Consider the following 16,749-nt stretch of genomic DNA (forward strand, 5'->3'; position numbering starts at 1 on the left):
GACATGACGTCCGTCAATTTATTGAAATTAAAGCCATAGCATCATGTATTTTTTCATTTTAGCGTTATTTTTCGTTTCCATCACCAGTCCCGCTTTCGCCGCAGACATGCGTTATCCCGCCGGTGAAGAGCCGCTGGAGCTGCCGGCGCACAGCGCGCTCAACGCCCAACTGTCGCGTTCCGCGCAAACCCAGGAAGACAAAAAGCTCGGCGCCATGTCGCTGTACCTGACGCTGATGCGCGAAGACGGCCGCAACGTCTGGGCACCCTACCAGCTGGCGGTGTCGTCGGCGGAGAAAGGGCAAACCGAACTGGCGGAGCGCTACCTGCAGCTGAGCGCCGACCGCGGCCTGTGGTACTACTACAACCTGCTGGAGGACGACGCCTTCAACAGCATCCAACACTCCGCCACTTACCAATCCATTTTGGCCGTCACCAAAGCGCGCTATCTGCAGCACGCCCGTCAGTATGAAGGCAAAGCCAGCTACGCGGTGCCGGACGGCGAAGCGCCGCCCGCAGGCTGGCCAACGGTGATCTTCCTGCATACCTACGGCAAAGCCGCCGCCATCAGCCCCGAGGAGCGGCTGCTGTTCGGCGAAATGGGCGTGGCCTACATCGAGATCAACGGCACGCAGATGCTGTCGGAAAACAGCTTCCGCTGGTCAAATTACAGCGACGAGAGCACCCAAACCGCCCTGCAGCGCACGGTGCAACAGCTGGCTCCGCAGCTAAAGCTGGATCCCCGGCGAATTTATCTCAGCGCCCGCGGCCAGGGCGCGCTGCATGCCGCTAACCTGCTCGCGAAGTACCCACAGTTTTACGCCGGCGCGCTCCTGATCGCCCCCCACGGCGAGATCAAGCCGGCCCAGCAGTCGCTGGCGGCGAAAAAGAAAATCGTGATGGCGTATTACGATCGGCAGACCTTCAGCGAGCAGGCGCTGGCGTTGCACTTCGCCAATCTGTTCGGGGAGGATAATCAGGTGCAGACGCTGCACTTCGCCCAGGGAGAGGATGCCGCCGGCAGCTGGCAGGCGCGCTTCAGACGGCCGTTGCAGTGGGTGTTGGATCAGGCGCCGGATGCGACGCCGGGCGCCTAGGGATTCAGGGCCGACCGCCGTCGGCCCTTTGGCTGTCAATGGCCGTCGACGAAGACGATCTTAAGCACGAACAGCAGCGCCACCACCACCACGCACGGGCTGATTTCACGCCAGCGGCCGGTGCCCAGCTTCATCACGCAGTAGGAGATAAAGCCGAGCGCGATGCCTTCGGTGATCGAGAAGCTGAACGGCATCATCACCGCGGTGACAAACGCCGGCACCGCTTCGGTCAGATCGTCCCATTTCACCCGCGCCAGGCTGGAGGTCATCAGCACGCCGACGTAGATCAGCGCGCCGGCGGCGGCATACGCCGGCACCATGCCCGCCAGCGGCGACAGGAAGATCACCAGCAGGAACAGCAGGCCGGTGACCACCGCCGTCAAACCGGTGCGGCCGCCGACGGCGACGCCGGATGAGCTTTCGATATAAGCGGTCACGGAAGAGGTGCCCGCCAGCGAACCGGCCACCGAGCTGATGCTGTCAACGTACAGCGCCTGCTTCATGCGTGGGAACTTACCCTGGTTGTCGGTCAGGCCGGCTTTATCGGTGACGCCGATCAGGGTGCCGGAGGAGTCGAACAGGTTCACCAGCATAAACGAGAAGATGACCCCGGCCAGCCCGATGTTCAGCGCGCCGGCCACGTCGACCTGGCCCACCACCGAGGTAATGCTCGGCGGCAGCGAGAACAGACCGCCGTATTTCACGTCGCCCAGCATCCAGCCGATCAGGGTAGTGACCACGATCGACACCAGCACCGCCGCGTGGAAGTTACGCGAAGAGAGCACGGCGATAATGAAGAAGCCGAGCGCCCCCAGCAGCACGTTGTGCGAGGTCAGGCTGCCGATGGTCACCAGGGTGTCCGGGTTGGCCACCACGATGCCGGCGTTTTTCAGCCCCATCATGCCGATGAACAGGCCGATGCCGCTGGTGATGCCGACCCGCAGGCTGACCGGAATGTTGGCGATCATCCAGTAGCGAATGCGGAAAATGGTCAGCAGCAGCAGGCCGACCGCGCCCCAGAAGATGGCGCCCATGCCCACCTGCCAGGAGATGCCCATCGCCCCGACCACCACGAAGGCGAAGAAAGCGTTCAGCCCCATCGCCGGCGCCAACGCCACCGGCAGGTTCGCCAGCAGGCCCATAAAGATGCTGCCGAAGGCGGCGATCAAACAGGTGGTGACAAATACCGCCTGGGTATCCATGCCCGCCGCGCCTAAAATTTGCGGGTTAACGAACACGATATACACCATGGTGAGGAAGGTGGTGATACCGGCAATCGTTTCCGTACGCGCCGTCGTGCCATGTTGCTTGAGTTTAAACACGCGCCCAAGCAAGCCTTGCTCAGCGTCAAGGCCAGATACTGGTTTGGTCATTATCAGAATTCCGAAAATGGGAATGGACAGTCGCCGGCTATCCTATAACAAAAAGTGGGGCTTTTGACGCCGGTCACAGGTTTTTTTCGCCGTCTTTACGGCTAAACGCGTCAACGGCTTGTATTTACAGACATTCATCCCCCGACCGCCCGCTGCGTTGCCGTTTGTCGGCACGGCCGATAAAATGGCCTATCGCCCCCTCTTTCCCTATCCGTTAACAAACAGGAATCCGCATGTCTTCGACCTTTATCGATAAGCTGGCGTTGATCGCGCTGAAAGATGACAAAGTGGCGCTGGTGCGCTCACACAACAAGACGCTGTTTTATATGCCAGGCGGAAAGCGCGAAGCGGGTGAAACCGACGAACAGGCGCTGTGCCGCGAAATCGACGAAGAGCTGACCGTCGCGCTGCAGCCGAACTCCATCGCGTTTTACGGCGAGTTCACCGGCCCGGCAGACGGCAAGCAGGACGGCACCCAGGTGCGCATTCGCTGCTACCAGGCCGGCTTTACCGGGCAGTTGCAGCCGGCCGCCGAAATCGCCGAGCTGAAGTGGTGCGACAGCCGCGATCTGCCGCAGTGCTCACACGTCGCCGCGCTGATTTTGCACGATCTCAAGGCGCGTAACCTGATCAAGTGATCGCTGAGTCGCCTCAGCGGCGTTAACCCGAAGGAACCTGTCCCGCATGAATCAGATTGACTGCATTTTGTTCGACTGCGACGGCACGCTGGTGGACAGCGAAGTGCTGTGCAGCAAAGCCTATGTGCACATGTTCGCCCGCTACGGCATTCATCTGTCGCTGGAAGAGGTGTTCAAGAAATACAAAGGGGTGAAGCTGTACGAGATCATCGATCGGGTCAACGCCGAGCAGGGCACTGACCTGGCAAAAGAGACGCTGGAGCCGCTGTATCGGCAGGAAGTGGCGCGGTTGTTCGACAGCGAGCTGCAGCAGATTGCCGGCGCCCGCGAGCTGCTGGCGCAGGTGACGGTGCCCGTCTGCACCGTCTCCAACGGGCCGGTCAGCAAGATGCAGCACTCACTCGGCCTGACCGGCATGCTGCCTTATTTTGATGACCGGTTGTTCAGCGGCTATGACATTCAGCGCTGGAAGCCGGATCCGGCGATCGTGTTTCACGCCGCCGAACAGATGCGGGTGCCGGTGACGCGCTGCATCCTGGTGGACGACTCGCCCGCCGGCGCGCAGGCCGGCATCAATGCCGGCATCCCGGTCTTTTACTTCTGCGCCGATCCGCATAACCCGCCGATCGATCACCCGCTGGTGACAACGTTTGACGACCTGGCTCAATTGCCCACGCTGTGGCGCGAACGCGGCTGGCGGCTGACGGCCGATTAACTGGCCGGCAACGGCGGCTTGTTGCGCCACCAGCGCCAGGACCGTTTCAGCGCGCGGGTTTGCGCGCCGAAGCGGCGGTTGACCGCATTGGCCAGCAGATCGAGCGCCAGGCAAAACACAAAATAGACCAGCGCCACGAACAGGAACACTTCCATCGGGTAGACCATGCTGCGGTTGTTGACCTGGGTCGCCAGGAAGGTCAGTTCGCCAACGCCGACGATATAAGCCAGCGAAGTGTCTTTGATCAGGGAGATCCACTGGTTGATGAACGACGGCACCATCATGCGCAGCGCCTGCGGCAGCACGATCATGCGCAGCGTCTGCCAGCGGGTCAGCCCCAGAGAGAGCCCGGCCTGCCACTGGCCGGGGCCGATCGCGGCGATGCCGGCTTTCACCGCATGGGCCAGATAGGCCGAGGCGATCAGCGCCAGCGCGCACACGACGGTGGTGATTTCCGGGATCTCTACGCCAAACACCATCGGCAGCAGGAAATAGGTCCAGAAGATCAGCATGATGACCGGAATGGCGCGGAAAAAGCCCAACACCGCCGCCAGCAGCCCGGCGGCGATGCCGCGCGACATCGCCAGCGCCACGCCGAGCAGGGTGCCGAGCACCGCCGAGGCGACCCCGGCCATCAGACTGATCGCCAACGTCAGCGCCGCGCCGCCCAGCGGCCCATCCGGCCAGGTGCCCCACAGCAGGTAGCCCAGGTTGTCGTGAATCACGCTGAAATCCATCTCAATGCCCTCCCAGCGGTTTACGCTGTTGTCGCCACATGCCCCAGCCTTCCAGCAGCGCGATGATGGCGATGTACAGTACCGTCGCCACGCCGAACGCCTGGAAGGTGCGCAGGGTTTCGGTTTCGACCTGACGCGAGGCGTAAGAGAGTTCGGCCACGCCGATCGCCATGGTCAGCGACGAGTTCTTGATCACGTTCATGTATTGCCCCAGCAGCGGCGGCAGCGCGATTTTCAGCGCCTGCGGCAACACCACGTAGCGCATCGCCTGCCAGCCGGTCAGCCCCAGCGCCTGAGCGGCATATTTCTGCCCGCCGGCGACGCCGCGAATGCCGGAACGGATCTCTTCGGCGATAAAGGCGGTGGAGTAGAGCGTCAGGCCGAAGAAACCGGCGAGAAACTCAAACGACGGCCACTCAAGCGGGCCGATCTGATGGGCGCTGTTCAGCCACTGCATGGCGGCGGACGGCAAGATCTGCCCGGCGGCGAAGTACCAGAAGAACAGCTGCACCAGCAGCGGCGTATTGCGAAACAGCGAGCTGTAGCCCATCGCCAGCCAGCGCAATGGCCGCAGGCTGCTGTCGCGCATCGCCGCCAGCACGAAGCCCAGCAGCGTGGCCGCCAGGCCCGCGCAGGCGGAAAGCCACAGCGTCAGCAGAAAGCCGTGCCACAGCCAGCTCAGGTATTGCGGCGCCAGCAGCCAGTCCAGATTCATGTTCAATCCTTGTCTTGCAGAATGCATCAGGGGCGCAGCAAGCTGCGCCCCTCCGTACCGATCTCACCGCGCGCGGTTAAATCAGGCTTTCGGTTGCTGATCCAAAGGCGCGATTTTGAAATCGCCGCGCGGCTGGGCGGATTGGGTTTCCGGCCCGAACCAGCGATCGTAAATCTTAACCGCTTCACCGTCTTTTTCCAGCTTGATCAGCGTCTCGTTCACCGCGGCGGTCAGGCGATCTTCGCCCTTGGGAATGCCGACGCCCTGATACTCTTTGGTCAGGCTGAACGGCGAAATTTCAAACTCCGCCTTTTGCGCCGCCGGCAGGTTGCCGAGCAGGCCGACCAGCTTGGCGTCGTCCTGAGTGATCGCCTGCACGTTGCCGTTACGCAGCGCCACGAACGCCAGCGGGGTATCATCGTAGGAGATCACTTTCGCCGTCGGGAAACGCTCGCGCAGGGTGATTTCCTGCACCGTGCCCTTATCCGCGCCGATGCGCAGCTTCTTGATGTCCTCCGGCGTTTTCAATACGCCTTTGCGGGCGATGAATTTCTGGCCGGTGGCGAAATACGGCACGCTGAAGTTCACTTCCTTGGCGCGCTCGTCGGTAATGGTGAAGTTGGCGGCAATCAGGTCAACCTTCTTCGACACCAGCAGCGGAATGCGGTTGGCCGGGTTGGTGGCGCGCAGCTCCACTTTCACCCCCAGCGCTTTGCCGATCGCGTCGGCGACATCCACATCGTAGCCCACCAGCTTCTTGCTCTGCGGATCGATGTAACCGAACGGCGGATTGCTGTCGAACACCGCGATGCGCACCACGCCGGCTTGCTTGATATCGTCAAGTTTGTCCGCGTGCGCGGCGCCGGCGGCGAAACCGGTCAGACTGGCTAACAACGTTAAGGCCAAAGCGCGATGTTTCATAGAAAGCTCCTAAGTGGTTGATGTCCTGCTGGCGGATAAGCTAGCAAGCGCCACATAGGTCAGGAAATAATATAAAAAGCTATATTTATAACCTTTTTATCTTTACGCGCTTAAGATGGAATAAAGGCGCGGGAAACCGCGCCTTGGAAGGATATTACCCGGAAAGGGTTAGTCGTCTTTTTCGTCTTTACCGCCCGGAGACAGCAGCTTTTCCAGGGCGTCGCCGCCCAAATGACGGAAATCCTGTCCTTTGACGAAATAGAAGATAAATTCGCAGATGTTCTGGCAGCGATCGCCGATACGCTCGATAGAACGGGCGCAGAACAGCGCGGTCAGCACGCTCGGAATGGTGCGCGAATCTTCCATCATGTAGGTCATCAGCTGACGCACGATGCCTTCGTATTCCTGGTCGACCTTTTTATCTTCCCGGTAAATACGGATTGCTTCGTCCAGATCCATGCGCGCGAACGCGTCCAGCACGTCGTGCAGCATCTGCACGGTGTGGCGCCCCAGCGACTCCAGGCTGACCAGCAGCGGCTGGTGCTGGTGCGAGAACTTCTCCAGCGCGGTGCGGCAGATCTTGTCCGCCACGTCGCCGATGCGTTCCAGTTCGGAAATGGTTTTGATGATCGCCATCACCAGACGCAGATCGCTGGCGGTCGGCTGGCGCTTGGCGATAATGCGCACGCAGGCTTCGTCGATCGCCACTTCCATCATGTTGACCTTGGCGTCGCCTTCGATCACGCGCTTGGCCAGCTCGCCATCCTGATTGTGCATCGCGGTGATGGCATCGGTCAGCTGCTGCTCCACCAGCCCGCCCATGGTCAGCACCTGGGTGCGGATATGCTCGAGCTCTGCGTTGAACTGGCCGGAAATGTGTTTGTTTAAATTCAGGTTATCCATGATGCTTCCTATCAACCATAACGGCCAGTGATGTAGTCTTCAGTCTGCTTTTTCTGCGGCGCAGTGAACAGGTTATCAGTATCACTGAACTCGATCAGCTCGCCCAGATACATAAATGCGGTAGAGTCGGAGCAGCGCGCCGCCTGCTGCATGTTGTGCGTCACAATCACCACGGTGTAATCGGCCTTCAGTTCGCTGATCAGCTCTTCAATCTTGCCGGTGGAGATCGGATCCAGCGCCGAGCAAGGCTCATCCAGCAACAGCACTTCCGGACGAATGGCGATGCCGCGGGCGATGCACAGACGCTGCTGCTGGCCGCCGGAGAGGCTGTAGCCGCTCTGGTGCAGCTTGTCCTTGGTTTCGTTCCACAGCGCCGCCTTGGTCAGCGCCCACTGCACGCGCTCGTCCATATCGGCGCGCGACAGCTTTTCAAACAGGCGAACGCCGAAGGCGATGTTGTCGTAAATCGACATCGGGAACGGCGTCGGCTTTTGGAACACCATGCCGACCTTGGCGCGCAGCAGCGCGATATCCGAGTTGTCGGTCAGGATGTTCTGGCCGTCCAGCAGGATGCCGCCTTCCGCACGCTGTTCCGGGTACAGCTGGTACATCTTGTTGAAGGTGCGCAGCAGGGTGGATTTGCCGCAGCCGGACGGGCCGATAAACGCGGTGACCTTGTTCTTGGCGATATCCAGCGTGATGTTCTTCAGCGCATGGAATTTGCCGTAGTAGAAGTTCAGATCGCGTACCTGAATTTTGCTGCTGGAAGCGTCAGTAACCATACTCATCAAGACTTCTCTCTTTTCATCAGCGCCGCCAAAGCGGCGCTCAAAATTTTATGAATGCTTTTTCTTGGCGAAAATTACGCGCGCCAGGATATTCAGTAACAGTACGCACAGGGTGATCAACAGCACCCCGGCCCAGGCCAGCTGCTGCCATTCGGCGAACGGGCTCATGGCGAATTTGAAGATGGTCACCGGCAGGTTGGCGATCGGCTGCATCAGGTCGGTGCTCCAGAACTGGTTCGACAGCGAGGTGAACAGCAGCGGCGCCGTTTCCCCCGCGATACGCGCAATCGCCAGCAGCACGCCGGTGATGATGCCGGACACCGACGCCTTCAGCGTGATAGCGGAAATCATGCGCCATTTCGGCGTGCCCAGGGCATAGGCGGCCTCGCGCAGCGTATCCGGCACCAGCTTCAGCATGTTCTCGGTGGTGCGAATGACGATCGGCACCTGCAGCAGCGCCAGCGCCACGATGCCGGCCCAACCGGAGAAGTGTTCCATCTTCGCCACCACGATGGTGTAAACGAACAGGCCCACCACGATCGACGGTGCGGAGAGCAGAATGTCGTTGATAAAGCGGATCACTTCCGCCAGCCAGGATTTACGGCCGTATTCCGCCAGGTAGATGCCGGCCATGATGCCCAGCGGCGTACCGAAGAGGGTCGCCCACAGGATCAACAGACCGCTGCCGGCGATGGCGTTGGCCAGGCCGCCGCCCGCGGTATTCGGCGGCGGGGTCATCTCGGTGAACAGCGCCAGCGACATGCCGTCGAAGCCTTTGGTGACGGTGGCGATCAGGATCCAGATCAGCCAGAACAGCCCGAACGCCATGGTCGCCATCGACAGGAACAGCGCGAGGCGGTTTTTCTGCCGGCGCCAGGCCTGCATTTTGCGGCGGCTTTCCGCCAGAACGACTGCGTTTTGCATATCCATCGTCGCCATGTTAACGCCCCTCATTCTTGGCCAGACGCATGATCATCAGTTTCGACAGCGCCAGCACGATAAAGGTGATAACAAACAGAATCAGGCCCAGCTCCATCAACGCGGCGGTGTGCACGCCGGACTCGGCTTCAGCGAATTCGTTGGCCAGCGCCGAGGTGATGCTGTTGCCCGGCATGTACAGCGAAGCGCTGTCGAGCTGGTAGGTGTTGCCGATGATAAAGGTCACCGCCATGGTTTCCCCCAGCGCGCGGCCCAGGCCCAACATCACGCCGCCGATGACGCCGTTTTTGGTGAACGGCAGCACGATGCGCCAGATGACCTCCCAGGTGGTGCAGCCGATACCGTAGGCCGACTCTTTCATCATTACCGGGGTCTGTTCGAACACGTCGCGCATCACCGCAGCAATGTAAGGAATGATCATGATCGCCAGGATCACCCCGGCGGCCAGGATGCCGATGCCGAAGGCCGGGCCGGAGAACAGCTCGCCGACGATTGGAATGCCCGACAGTACTTCGCCCACCGGCGTCTGGAAGTATTCGGCGAACAGCGGGGCGAACACGAACAGGCCCCACATGCCGTAGACGATGCTCGGAATGGCCGCCAGCAGCTCAATGGCGATGCCCAGCGGCCGCTTCAGCCAGTTCGGCGCCAGTTCGGTCAGGAACAGCGCGATGCCGAAGCTCACCGGCACGGCGATGATCAGCGCGATAAGCGAGGTGACCACGGTGCCGTAGATCGGCACCAGCGCGCCGAACTGCTCCGCCGGCGCGTCCCACTCTTTGGTCCACAGGAACGCAAAGCCGAATTTCTGCATGCTTGGCCAGGAGGCGAAGATCAGCGAAACGATGATGCCACCCAGCAACAATAGGGTAATCAGCGCAGCCAGTCTCACCAGCGCGCTGAAAATGATGTCACCGTTTTTGCCCGGTGCTTTGATGGTCGGCTTGTACTCAGCCATAGATTACTCTCTGTTTGAACCCTGGCAGCCCCAACCGGGATCGGAGCCTGAAGAACTGTGTGGGGCGCGGCGAACCCGCGCCCCTGCGTTGTTAGTACAGCGCTTTACCTGAACTGTCTTTTACGTTGGTTTTCCAGGCCGCACGCACCTGCTCAACCACTTCTGCCGGCAGGGTGGCGTAATCCAGCTCGTTAGCTTGTTTTGCACCGGTTTTATACGCCCAGTCGAAGAACTTCAGCACTTCGGCGCCCTGAGCAGGGTTTTTCTGCTCTTTGTGCACCAGGATGAAGGTGGTGGAGGTGATTGGCCACACGTTGTCGCCTTTCTGGTCAGTCAGATCCTGAGCGAAAGTTTTGCTCCAATCTGCGCCTTTGGCGGCGTTGCTGAAGCTCTCTTCGGTCGGGCTGACCGGTTTGCCGTCGGCGGACACCAGCTTGGTGTAAGCCAGGTTGTTCTGCTTGGCGTAAGCGTATTCTACGTAGCCGATAGAGCCTGGCAGGCGCTGAACGAAGGCGGCGATGCCGTCGTTGCCTTTACCGCCCAGACCGGTCGGCCAGTTAACGGTAGAACCGGCGCCAATCTTTTCTTTCCACTGCGCATTGGCCTTGGACAGGTAGCTGGTGAACACGAACGAGGTGCCGGAACCGTCGGCGCGGCGCACTACGGCGATGTTCTGGTCAGGCAGTTTCACGCCTGGGTTCAGCTTGGTGATAGCCGGATCGTTCCACTTTTTGACGTTGCCCAGGTAGATATCGCCCAGGGTTTTGCCGTCCAGCGTCAGTTCGCCGGATTTGATGCCCGGGATATTCACCGCCAGCACCACGCCGCCAATCACGGTCGGGAACTGGAACAGGCCGTCGGCCGCCAGCTTGTCGTCAGACAGCGGGGCGTCGGAGGCACCAAAGTCAACGGTGTTGGCCACGATTTGCTTCACGCCGCCAGAGGAGCCGATGCCCTGATAGTTAACTTTGTTGCCGGTTTCTTTCTGATAAGAATCTGCCCACTTGGCGTAAACCGGAGCGGGGAATGTCGCACCTGCACCGGTCAGGCTGGCAGCAGCGAACGCGGACACGGCGGTCAGGGAGAAGGTCGCTGCCACAATACTGGCGACGGTGGTACGCATCAGTTTCATAATCCCTCCTAATGGGATACTTAAAATCGACTTCGAGTCGTTTTAATCAGAGTAAGTATTGCTGCAGGAGGGAAAATAGGACAGTTTGGTGACAGAAAAATGTACGCAATATGACAGTTATATTACAGCGTATTTGATAGGTATTTGTTTTTATGTAAATCAGAAGGTTAACCGTGAAACAGCACATTTCCCAAGCAATAAAAAACCGGCTTGGCGCGGCCTATCCGCTTGAATATGACAACGTTTATCACCGAAACGGCAGCGCTGTCATCTTTAAGGTCACTCATGAAAAAAGCCGGCGCTAAGGCCGGCTTTTGCAGTTTACCTGTAACAAATTACTCTACGGTGACAGACTTCGCCAGGTTGCGCGGCTGGTCAACGTCGGTGCCCTTGATCAGCGCCACGTGGTAAGACAGCAGCTGCAACGGCACGGTGTAGAAGATCGGCGCGACGATTTCCTCGACGTGCGGCAGAGGAATGAGGGTCATGCCTTCGCTGCTGACGAAGCCGGCGTCCTGATCGGCGAACACGTACAGCTGGCCGCCGCGCGCGCGCACTTCTTCAATGTTGGACTTCAGCTTTTCCAGCAGTTCGTTGTTTGGCGCCACCACGATCACCGGCATATCGGCGTCGATCAGCGCCAGCGGGCCGTGTTTCAACTCGCCCGCCGCATAAGCTTCAGCGTGAATATAGGAGATCTCTTTCAGCTTCAGCGCCCCTTCCATGGCGATCGGATACTGATCGCCGCGGCCGAGGAACAGCGCATGGTGCTTGTCGGAGAAGCCTTCCGCCAGCGCTTCGATCTCTTTATCCATCGACAGCATCTGCTCGATACGCGCCGGCAGCGCCTGCAGACCATGCACGATCTCGTGCTCCACGCTTTCCGCCATGCCTTTCAGACGGCCCAGGCGCGCCACCAGCATCAACAGCACGGTGAGCTGCGTGGTGAAGGCTTTGGTCGAGGCTACGCCGATTTCCGTACCCGCTTTGGTCATCAGCGCCAGATCGGATTCGCGCACCAGCGAAGAGCCGGCAACGTTACAAACGGCCAGCGAACCGAGATAACCCAGCTCTTTGGACAGGCGCAGCGCCGCCAGGGTGTCGGCGGTTTCGCCGGACTGCGACAGAGTGATGATCAGGCTGCCCGGACGCACCGCCGATTTGCGGTAACGGAATTCGGACGCGATCTCGACATCGCACGGCACGCCGGCCAGCGCTTCGAACCAGTAACGCGCCACCATACCGGAGTGGTAAGAAGTCCCACAGGCGATAATCTGCACGTGCTGCACCTTGGCGAGCAACTCGTCGGCGTGCGGCCCCAGCTCACTCAGGTTGATTTGGCCATGACTGAAACGCCCTTCCAGGGTGTTTTTCAGCGCCAGCGGCTGTTCGTAAATCTCTTTTTGCATGTAGTGGCGATAAGCGCCCTTGTCGCCGGCGTCATACTGCACCTGGGATTCGATCTCAGGACGCTCAATGGCGTTGCCCTGTTTGTCGAAGATGTTGACGGTGCGGCGAGTCACTTCCACCACGTCGCCCTCTTCCAGGAAGATGAAGCGGCGGGTGACCGGCAGCAGCGCCAGTTGATCGGAAGCGATGAAGTTTTCCCCGACGCCGCGGCCGATAACCAGCGGGCTGCCGGAACGCGCCGCGACCAGCACGCTCGGATCGCGGCTGTCCATCACCACGGTGCCATAAGCGCCGCGCAGCTGCGGGATCACGCGCTGAACCACTTCCAGCAGCGTACCGCCTTGCAGTTGTTCCCAGTGCACCAGGTGCGCAATCACTTCGGTGTCGGTTTCAGAGCTGAAACGGTAACCGCGTTCAATCAGCAGTTCGCGCAGCGGCTCGTGGTTTTCGATGATGCCGTTATGCACCACGGTAATGTAGTCGGAAACATGCGGGTGCGCGTTCGCTTCGGTCGGTTCACCGTGCGTAGCCCAACGGGTGTGAGCGATGCCGGTACCGCCGTGCAGATCGGTTTGTTCCGCCGCTTCGGCCAGCTTTTGTACCTTGCCAACGCGACGCAGGCGACTGACGTTGCCTTTTTCATCGACCACCGCCAGACCAGCGGAGTCATAACCGCGATACTCGAGACGACGTAAACCTTCCAACAGGATTTCTGCGATATCACGTTGCGCTACTGCGCCTACAATTCCACACATCAGTTATATTCCTAATGAACGCCCTTCATGGGCGCTTTCGATGCCTTGACCTGATTTTTGCCGGTTTTTACCGTGCGTCCCCCGAGCCTGTAGATGGTGGGGGTTATTATGTTTTGTATTGGGCTCTGAACGGAGCCCAACGCAAAACACACTATGGCTTCTTCTTCACCGGACGTTGCCAACCCTGAATGTGCACCTGCTTGACGCGGCTCAGCACCAGTTCGTTCTCGGCGATATCGCGCGTCACCGTGGTGCCGGCGGCGATGGTGGATCCTTTGCCGACCGACACCGGCGCCACCAGCTGAGTATCGGAACCGACGAACACGCCATCGCCGATCAGCGTTTTGTGCTTGTTGGCGCCATCGTAGTTACAGGTGATGGTGCCGGCGCCGATATTCACGTCATCACCGATTTCGGCATCGCCCAGGTAGCTGAGGTGGCCGGCCTTGGAGCCTTTGCCCAGACGCGCCTTTTTCATTTCCACGAAGTTGCCGACGTGAGCCCCTGCCGCCAGCTCCGCGCCTGGGCGCAGGCGGGCGAACGGTCCCACCGTGCAGTCTGCTTCCAGCACGCTGTCTTCCAGCACGCTGTAAGGGCTGATCTCGCAGTTATCGCCAATCACGCAGTTTTTCAGCACGCAGCCGGCGCCGACTTTCACCCGGTCGCCCAGCTTGACGTGACCTTCGATAATCACATTCGCATCAATAGTGATGTCACGGCCGTGAACAAGTTCCCCGCGCAGATCGAAACGCGCCGGATCCAACAACATCACGCCGGCCAACAGCAGCTTTTCAGACTGTTCCGACTGGAATACGCGCTCCAGAGTCGCCAGCTGCAGACGGTTGTTCACGCCTTCCACTTCACTTAAACGCGACGGGTGCACGGCTTCGATTTTCTTGCCGTCGGCATGGGCCAACGCAATGATATCGGTGATGTAAAACTCGCCCTGTGCGTTGTCGTTATTCAACATTCCCAGCCAGCGCTTCAGATCGCGCCCGTTCGCCACCAGGATGCCGGTATTGATCTCGTTGATCTGGCGCTGTGCCTCACTGGCGTCCTTGTGTTCGACGATGCCCACCACGTTGCCCTGCTCACGCACGATGCGGCCGTAACCGCTCGGATCGTCCAGCTTGACCGTCAGCAGGCCGATGCCGCCCTGCGGCTTGGCCGCCAGCAGGCGTTGCAGCGTATCCACGGAGATTAACGGCACATCGCCGTACAGCATCAGCACGTCTTCATCGTCGGCAAAGTGCGGCGCGGCCTGCTGCATCGCATGGCCGGTACCCAGTTGCTCGGCCTGCAGCACCCAGTTCAGCGCGCCTTCGGTCAACGTGCTTTTCAACAGATCGCCGCCGTGGCCGTATACCAGATGAACCTGTTGCGCGCCCAGTTTCATCGCGGCATCAATGACGTGTTGCACCATCGGCTTGCCGGCCAACGGATGTAAAACCTTGGGAAGATCGGAATACATGCGTGTTCCCTTGCCCGCGGCGAGGATGACCACGCTCATTGCGCTGTTCGACATAAGCAACCTGATAACTCCATTTTGATAGACGAAAGTAAAACCGTTTAGCGACGATATTACTACATATTTCTCTGCACGAACCCGGCGCAGGCCGCGTGGGCCTTGGTCTGCCGCTATCACGGCTAATTCGGCGTCGGGACGAAAAAACTGTCGGCGATCGGCGACGTTTATTTCCCGATATCAGCGGTTATACACCACACCGCCCGCCGGGCTGAAATGCTTATTTTAAAGTAAAAAAAAAGCGACCCTATAGGCCGCTTTCTTAAAGTTGGGTGCCGGGCACCCAAACATTACATCGCTTTTCTGGTGAGCTCGATAACGCGCAGTTTTGCGATCGCTTTCGCCAGTTCAGCGGATGCCTGAGCATAGTCGACATCGCCATGAGAGCTGCGAATGTGTTCTTCAGCTTTACGCTTAGCTTCCAACGCTCTCGCTTCGTCGAGGTCAGTACCACGGATAGCAGTGTCCGCCAGCACGGTAACCACGCTCGGCTGCACCTCGAGGATGCCGCCGGACAGGTAGATGAACTCTTCTTCACCGTGCTGCTTAACAATACGCACCATGCCAGGCTTGATGGCAGTCAGCAGCGGCGCATGGCCAGGGAAGATCCCCAGTTCACCTTCGCTGCCTGTCACCTGGATCTTCTGCACCAGGCCGGAAAACATCTGTTTTTCCGCGCTGACTACATCCAGATGGTAAGTCATAGCCATATCACCCTCCTCTCAAGGCGTTACAGTTTCTTGGCTTTTTCCACTGCTTCTTCAATGGTGCCAACCATGTAGAACGCCTGCTCCGGCAGGTGGTCATAGTCGCCGTCCATAATGCCTTTGAAACCACGGATGGTGTCTTTCAGCGATACGAACTTGCCCGGAGAACCGGTGAAGACTTCTGCCACGAAGAACGGCTGAGACAGGAAGCGTTGGATCTTACGCGCACGGGATACGACCAGTTTGTCTTCTTCAGACAGCTCGTCCATACCCAGGATCGCGATGATATCTTTCAGTTCCTGGTAACGTTGCAGAATGGACTGCACGCCACGCGCTACGTCGTAGTGCTCCTGGCCAACAACCAGCGGATCCAGCTGACGGCTGGTGGAATCCAGCGGGTCAACGGCCGGGTAGATACCCAGAGAAGCGATGTTACGGCTCAGTACCACGGTTGCGTCCAAGTGCGCAAAGGTGGTGGCTGGAGACGGGTCAGTCAAGTCATCCGCAGGAACGTAAACGGCCTGTACGGAAGTGATGGAACCGGTCTTGGTCGAGGTGATACGTTCTTGCAGAACGCCCATCTCTTCCGCCAGCGTTGGCTGATAACCTACCGCGGATGGCATACGGCCCAGAAGTGCGGACACTTCGGTACCGGCCAGGGTGTAACGGTAGATGTTGTCAACGAACAGCAGAACGTCACGGCCTTCGTCACGGAATTTCTCCGCCATGGTCAGACCGGTCAGCGCAACGCGCAGACGGTTACCTGGTGGCTCGTTCATCTGGCCGTAAACCAGAGATACTTTGTCCAGAACGTTGGAGTCGGTCATTTCGTGGTAGAAGTCGTTACCCTCACGAGTACGCTCGCCCACGCCCGCGAACACGGAATAACCGGAGTGCTCGATCGCGATGTTACGGATCAGCTCCATCATGTTTACGGTTTTACCTACGCCCGCACCGCCGAACAGACCGACTTTACCGCCCTTGGCGAATGGACAAATCAGGTCCATTACCTTGATACCGGTTTCCAGCAGTTCCTGGGAGCTGGACAGCTCTTCGTAGCTTGGCGCCGCGCGGTGAATCGCCCAACGCTCTTCTTCGCCGATGTCGCCTTTCATGTCGATCGGTTGACCCAATACGTTCATGATACGGCCCAGGGTAGCTTTACCCACCGGCACTTCAATCGGGTGGTTCAGGTTGTTCACTTTCAGACCGCGACGCAGACCGTCGGAGGTCCCCATTGCGATACAGCGAACCACGCCACCGCCCAGCTGTTGCTGAACTTCCAACACCAGTTTTTCGGTGCCGTTTTCTACCTCAAGGGCGTCGTACACTTTCGGTACGGCATCCTGAGGGAACTCGACGTCCACCACGGCGCCGATTACCTGGATAATCTTTCCAGTAGCCATCTTGAATCCTCTACGTAATTCGTAAACCTAG

General features: G+C 59.3%; 16 protein-coding genes. 3 read left to right on the top strand and 13 right to left on the bottom strand.

Annotated elements, in window-relative coordinates:
• The first annotated feature begins 43 nt into the window (after positions 1–43).
• On the top strand, positions 44–1,096 hold the full coding sequence (locus GT753_RS19005) for a hypothetical protein (protein ID WP_160125841.1): 1,053 nt from the start codon (positions 44–46) through the stop codon (positions 1,094–1,096).
• Between the two features lie 35 nt (positions 1,097–1,131).
• Here GT753_RS19005 and GT753_RS19010 read toward each other — a convergent pair whose 3' ends face one another.
• Positions 1,132–2,469 carry an NCS2 family permease gene (locus GT753_RS19010; RefSeq protein WP_004933851.1) on the bottom strand — a complete coding sequence of 446 codons (1,338 nt, stop codon included), beginning with the start codon at positions 2,467–2,469 and terminating at the stop codon, positions 1,132–1,134.
• Between the two features lie 233 nt (positions 2,470–2,702).
• On the opposite strand from GT753_RS19010, the gene GT753_RS19015 reads away from it, so the two are divergent.
• Together GT753_RS19015 and yieH are read left to right on the top strand one after the other, a co-directional pair.
• A complete protein-coding gene (locus tag GT753_RS19015; RefSeq protein ID WP_160125842.1) occupies positions 2,703–3,107 on the top strand; it encodes an NUDIX domain-containing protein in 405 nt (134 codons plus the stop codon).
• Positions 3,108–3,153: 46 nt separating this feature from the next.
• Positions 3,154–3,822 carry a 6-phosphogluconate phosphatase gene (gene yieH / locus GT753_RS19020; protein WP_015376139.1) on the top strand — a complete coding sequence of 223 codons (669 nt, stop codon included), beginning with the start codon at positions 3,154–3,156 and terminating at the stop codon, positions 3,820–3,822.
• Here yieH and GT753_RS19025 read toward each other — a convergent pair.
• From GT753_RS19025 to atpD, 12 genes are all read right to left on the bottom strand, one after another.
• Complete coding sequence (locus GT753_RS19025) at positions 3,819–4,559, bottom strand: amino acid ABC transporter permease (protein ID WP_015376138.1); 741 nt, start codon at positions 4,557–4,559, stop codon at positions 3,819–3,821. The two genes, yieH and GT753_RS19025, sit on opposite strands and share 4 nt — an antisense overlap.
• Before the next feature lies 1 nt (position 4,560).
• Positions 4,561–5,274, bottom strand: coding sequence for an amino acid ABC transporter permease (locus GT753_RS19030; protein ID WP_015376137.1), 714 nt, complete (start codon positions 5,272–5,274; stop codon positions 4,561–4,563).
• An 81-nt stretch (positions 5,275–5,355) separates the two neighbouring features.
• Positions 5,356–6,195, bottom strand: coding sequence for an ABC transporter substrate-binding protein (locus GT753_RS19035; RefSeq protein WP_015376136.1), 840 nt, complete (start codon positions 6,193–6,195; stop codon positions 5,356–5,358).
• Positions 6,196–6,363: 168 nt separating this feature from the next.
• Complete coding sequence (phoU, locus tag GT753_RS19040) at positions 6,364–7,098, bottom strand: phosphate signaling complex protein PhoU (protein ID WP_004933833.1); 735 nt, start codon at positions 7,096–7,098, stop codon at positions 6,364–6,366.
• 11 nt (positions 7,099–7,109) lie between these two features.
• On the bottom strand, positions 7,110–7,880 hold the full coding sequence (gene pstB, locus GT753_RS19045; protein WP_016929614.1) for a phosphate ABC transporter ATP-binding protein PstB: 771 nt from the start codon (positions 7,878–7,880) through the stop codon (positions 7,110–7,112).
• A gap of 54 nt (positions 7,881–7,934) precedes the next feature.
• Positions 7,935–8,825, bottom strand: coding sequence for a phosphate ABC transporter permease PstA (pstA, locus tag GT753_RS19050; RefSeq protein ID WP_004933824.1), 891 nt, complete (start codon positions 8,823–8,825; stop codon positions 7,935–7,937).
• 1 nt (position 8,826) lies between these two features.
• Complete coding sequence (gene pstC / locus GT753_RS19055) at positions 8,827–9,783, bottom strand: phosphate ABC transporter permease PstC (protein WP_004933822.1); 957 nt, start codon at positions 9,781–9,783, stop codon at positions 8,827–8,829.
• Positions 9,784–9,874: 91 nt separating this feature from the next.
• Positions 9,875–10,915, bottom strand: a complete 1,041-nt coding sequence (pstS, locus tag GT753_RS19060; protein WP_004933819.1) for a phosphate ABC transporter substrate-binding protein PstS — start codon at positions 10,913–10,915, stop codon at positions 9,875–9,877.
• 335 nt (positions 10,916–11,250) lie between these two features.
• A complete protein-coding gene (glmS, locus tag GT753_RS19065; RefSeq protein WP_004933817.1) occupies positions 11,251–13,080 on the bottom strand; it encodes a glutamine--fructose-6-phosphate transaminase (isomerizing) in 1,830 nt (609 codons plus the stop codon).
• Between the two features lie 151 nt (positions 13,081–13,231).
• On the bottom strand, positions 13,232–14,605 hold the full coding sequence (gene glmU / locus GT753_RS19070) for a bifunctional UDP-N-acetylglucosamine diphosphorylase/glucosamine-1-phosphate N-acetyltransferase GlmU (protein WP_015376135.1): 1,374 nt from the start codon (positions 14,603–14,605) through the stop codon (positions 13,232–13,234).
• Positions 14,606–14,895: 290 nt separating this feature from the next.
• Positions 14,896–15,315 carry a F0F1 ATP synthase subunit epsilon gene (locus tag GT753_RS19075; RefSeq protein WP_004933814.1) on the bottom strand — a complete coding sequence of 140 codons (420 nt, stop codon included), beginning with the start codon at positions 15,313–15,315 and terminating at the stop codon, positions 14,896–14,898.
• A gap of 20 nt (positions 15,316–15,335) precedes the next feature.
• A complete protein-coding gene (gene atpD / locus GT753_RS19080) occupies positions 15,336–16,718 on the bottom strand; it encodes a F0F1 ATP synthase subunit beta (protein ID WP_075685610.1) in 1,383 nt (460 codons plus the stop codon).
• Positions 16,719–16,749: the final 31 nt, after the last annotated feature.

It is taken from the genome of Serratia sp. Z4 (genome assembly GCF_009900725.1).
GTDB lineage: Bacteria > Pseudomonadota > Gammaproteobacteria > Enterobacterales > Enterobacteriaceae > Serratia > Serratia nematodiphila.

What these genes read in the sequence shown, in the direction of transcription:
- GT753_RS19005 (WP_160125841.1), top strand. Translation starts at nt 44, where the DNA reads ATGTATTTTTTCATTTTAGCGTTATTTTTCGTTTCCATCACCAGTCCC.
- GT753_RS19010 (WP_004933851.1), bottom strand. Translation starts at nt 2,469, where the DNA reads ATGACCAAACCAGTATCTGGCCTTGACGCTGAGCAAGGCTTGCTTGGG.
- GT753_RS19015 (WP_160125842.1), top strand. Translation starts at nt 2,703, where the DNA reads ATGTCTTCGACCTTTATCGATAAGCTGGCGTTGATCGCGCTGAAAGAT.
- yieH (WP_015376139.1), top strand. Translation starts at nt 3,154, where the DNA reads ATGAATCAGATTGACTGCATTTTGTTCGACTGCGACGGCACGCTGGTG.
- GT753_RS19025 (WP_015376138.1), bottom strand. Translation starts at nt 4,559, where the DNA reads ATGGATTTCAGCGTGATTCACGACAACCTGGGCTACCTGCTGTGGGGC.
- GT753_RS19030 (WP_015376137.1), bottom strand. Translation starts at nt 5,274, where the DNA reads ATGAATCTGGACTGGCTGCTGGCGCCGCAATACCTGAGCTGGCTGTGG.
- GT753_RS19035 (WP_015376136.1), bottom strand. Translation starts at nt 6,195, where the DNA reads ATGAAACATCGCGCTTTGGCCTTAACGTTGTTAGCCAGTCTGACCGGT.
- phoU (WP_004933833.1), bottom strand. Translation starts at nt 7,098, where the DNA reads ATGGATAACCTGAATTTAAACAAACACATTTCCGGCCAGTTCAACGCA.
- pstB (WP_016929614.1), bottom strand. Translation starts at nt 7,880, where the DNA reads ATGGTTACTGACGCTTCCAGCAGCAAAATTCAGGTACGCGATCTGAAC.
- pstA (WP_004933824.1), bottom strand. Translation starts at nt 8,825, where the DNA reads ATGGCGACGATGGATATGCAAAACGCAGTCGTTCTGGCGGAAAGCCGC.
- pstC (WP_004933822.1), bottom strand. Translation starts at nt 9,783, where the DNA reads ATGGCTGAGTACAAGCCGACCATCAAAGCACCGGGCAAAAACGGTGAC.
- pstS (WP_004933819.1), bottom strand. Translation starts at nt 10,915, where the DNA reads ATGAAACTGATGCGTACCACCGTCGCCAGTATTGTGGCAGCGACCTTC.
- glmS (WP_004933817.1), bottom strand. Translation starts at nt 13,080, where the DNA reads ATGTGTGGAATTGTAGGCGCAGTAGCGCAACGTGATATCGCAGAAATC.
- glmU (WP_015376135.1), bottom strand. Translation starts at nt 14,605, where the DNA reads ATGTCGAACAGCGCAATGAGCGTGGTCATCCTCGCCGCGGGCAAGGGA.
- GT753_RS19075 (WP_004933814.1), bottom strand. Translation starts at nt 15,315, where the DNA reads ATGGCTATGACTTACCATCTGGATGTAGTCAGCGCGGAAAAACAGATG.
- atpD (WP_075685610.1), bottom strand. Translation starts at nt 16,718, where the DNA reads ATGGCTACTGGAAAGATTATCCAGGTAATCGGCGCCGTGGTGGACGTC.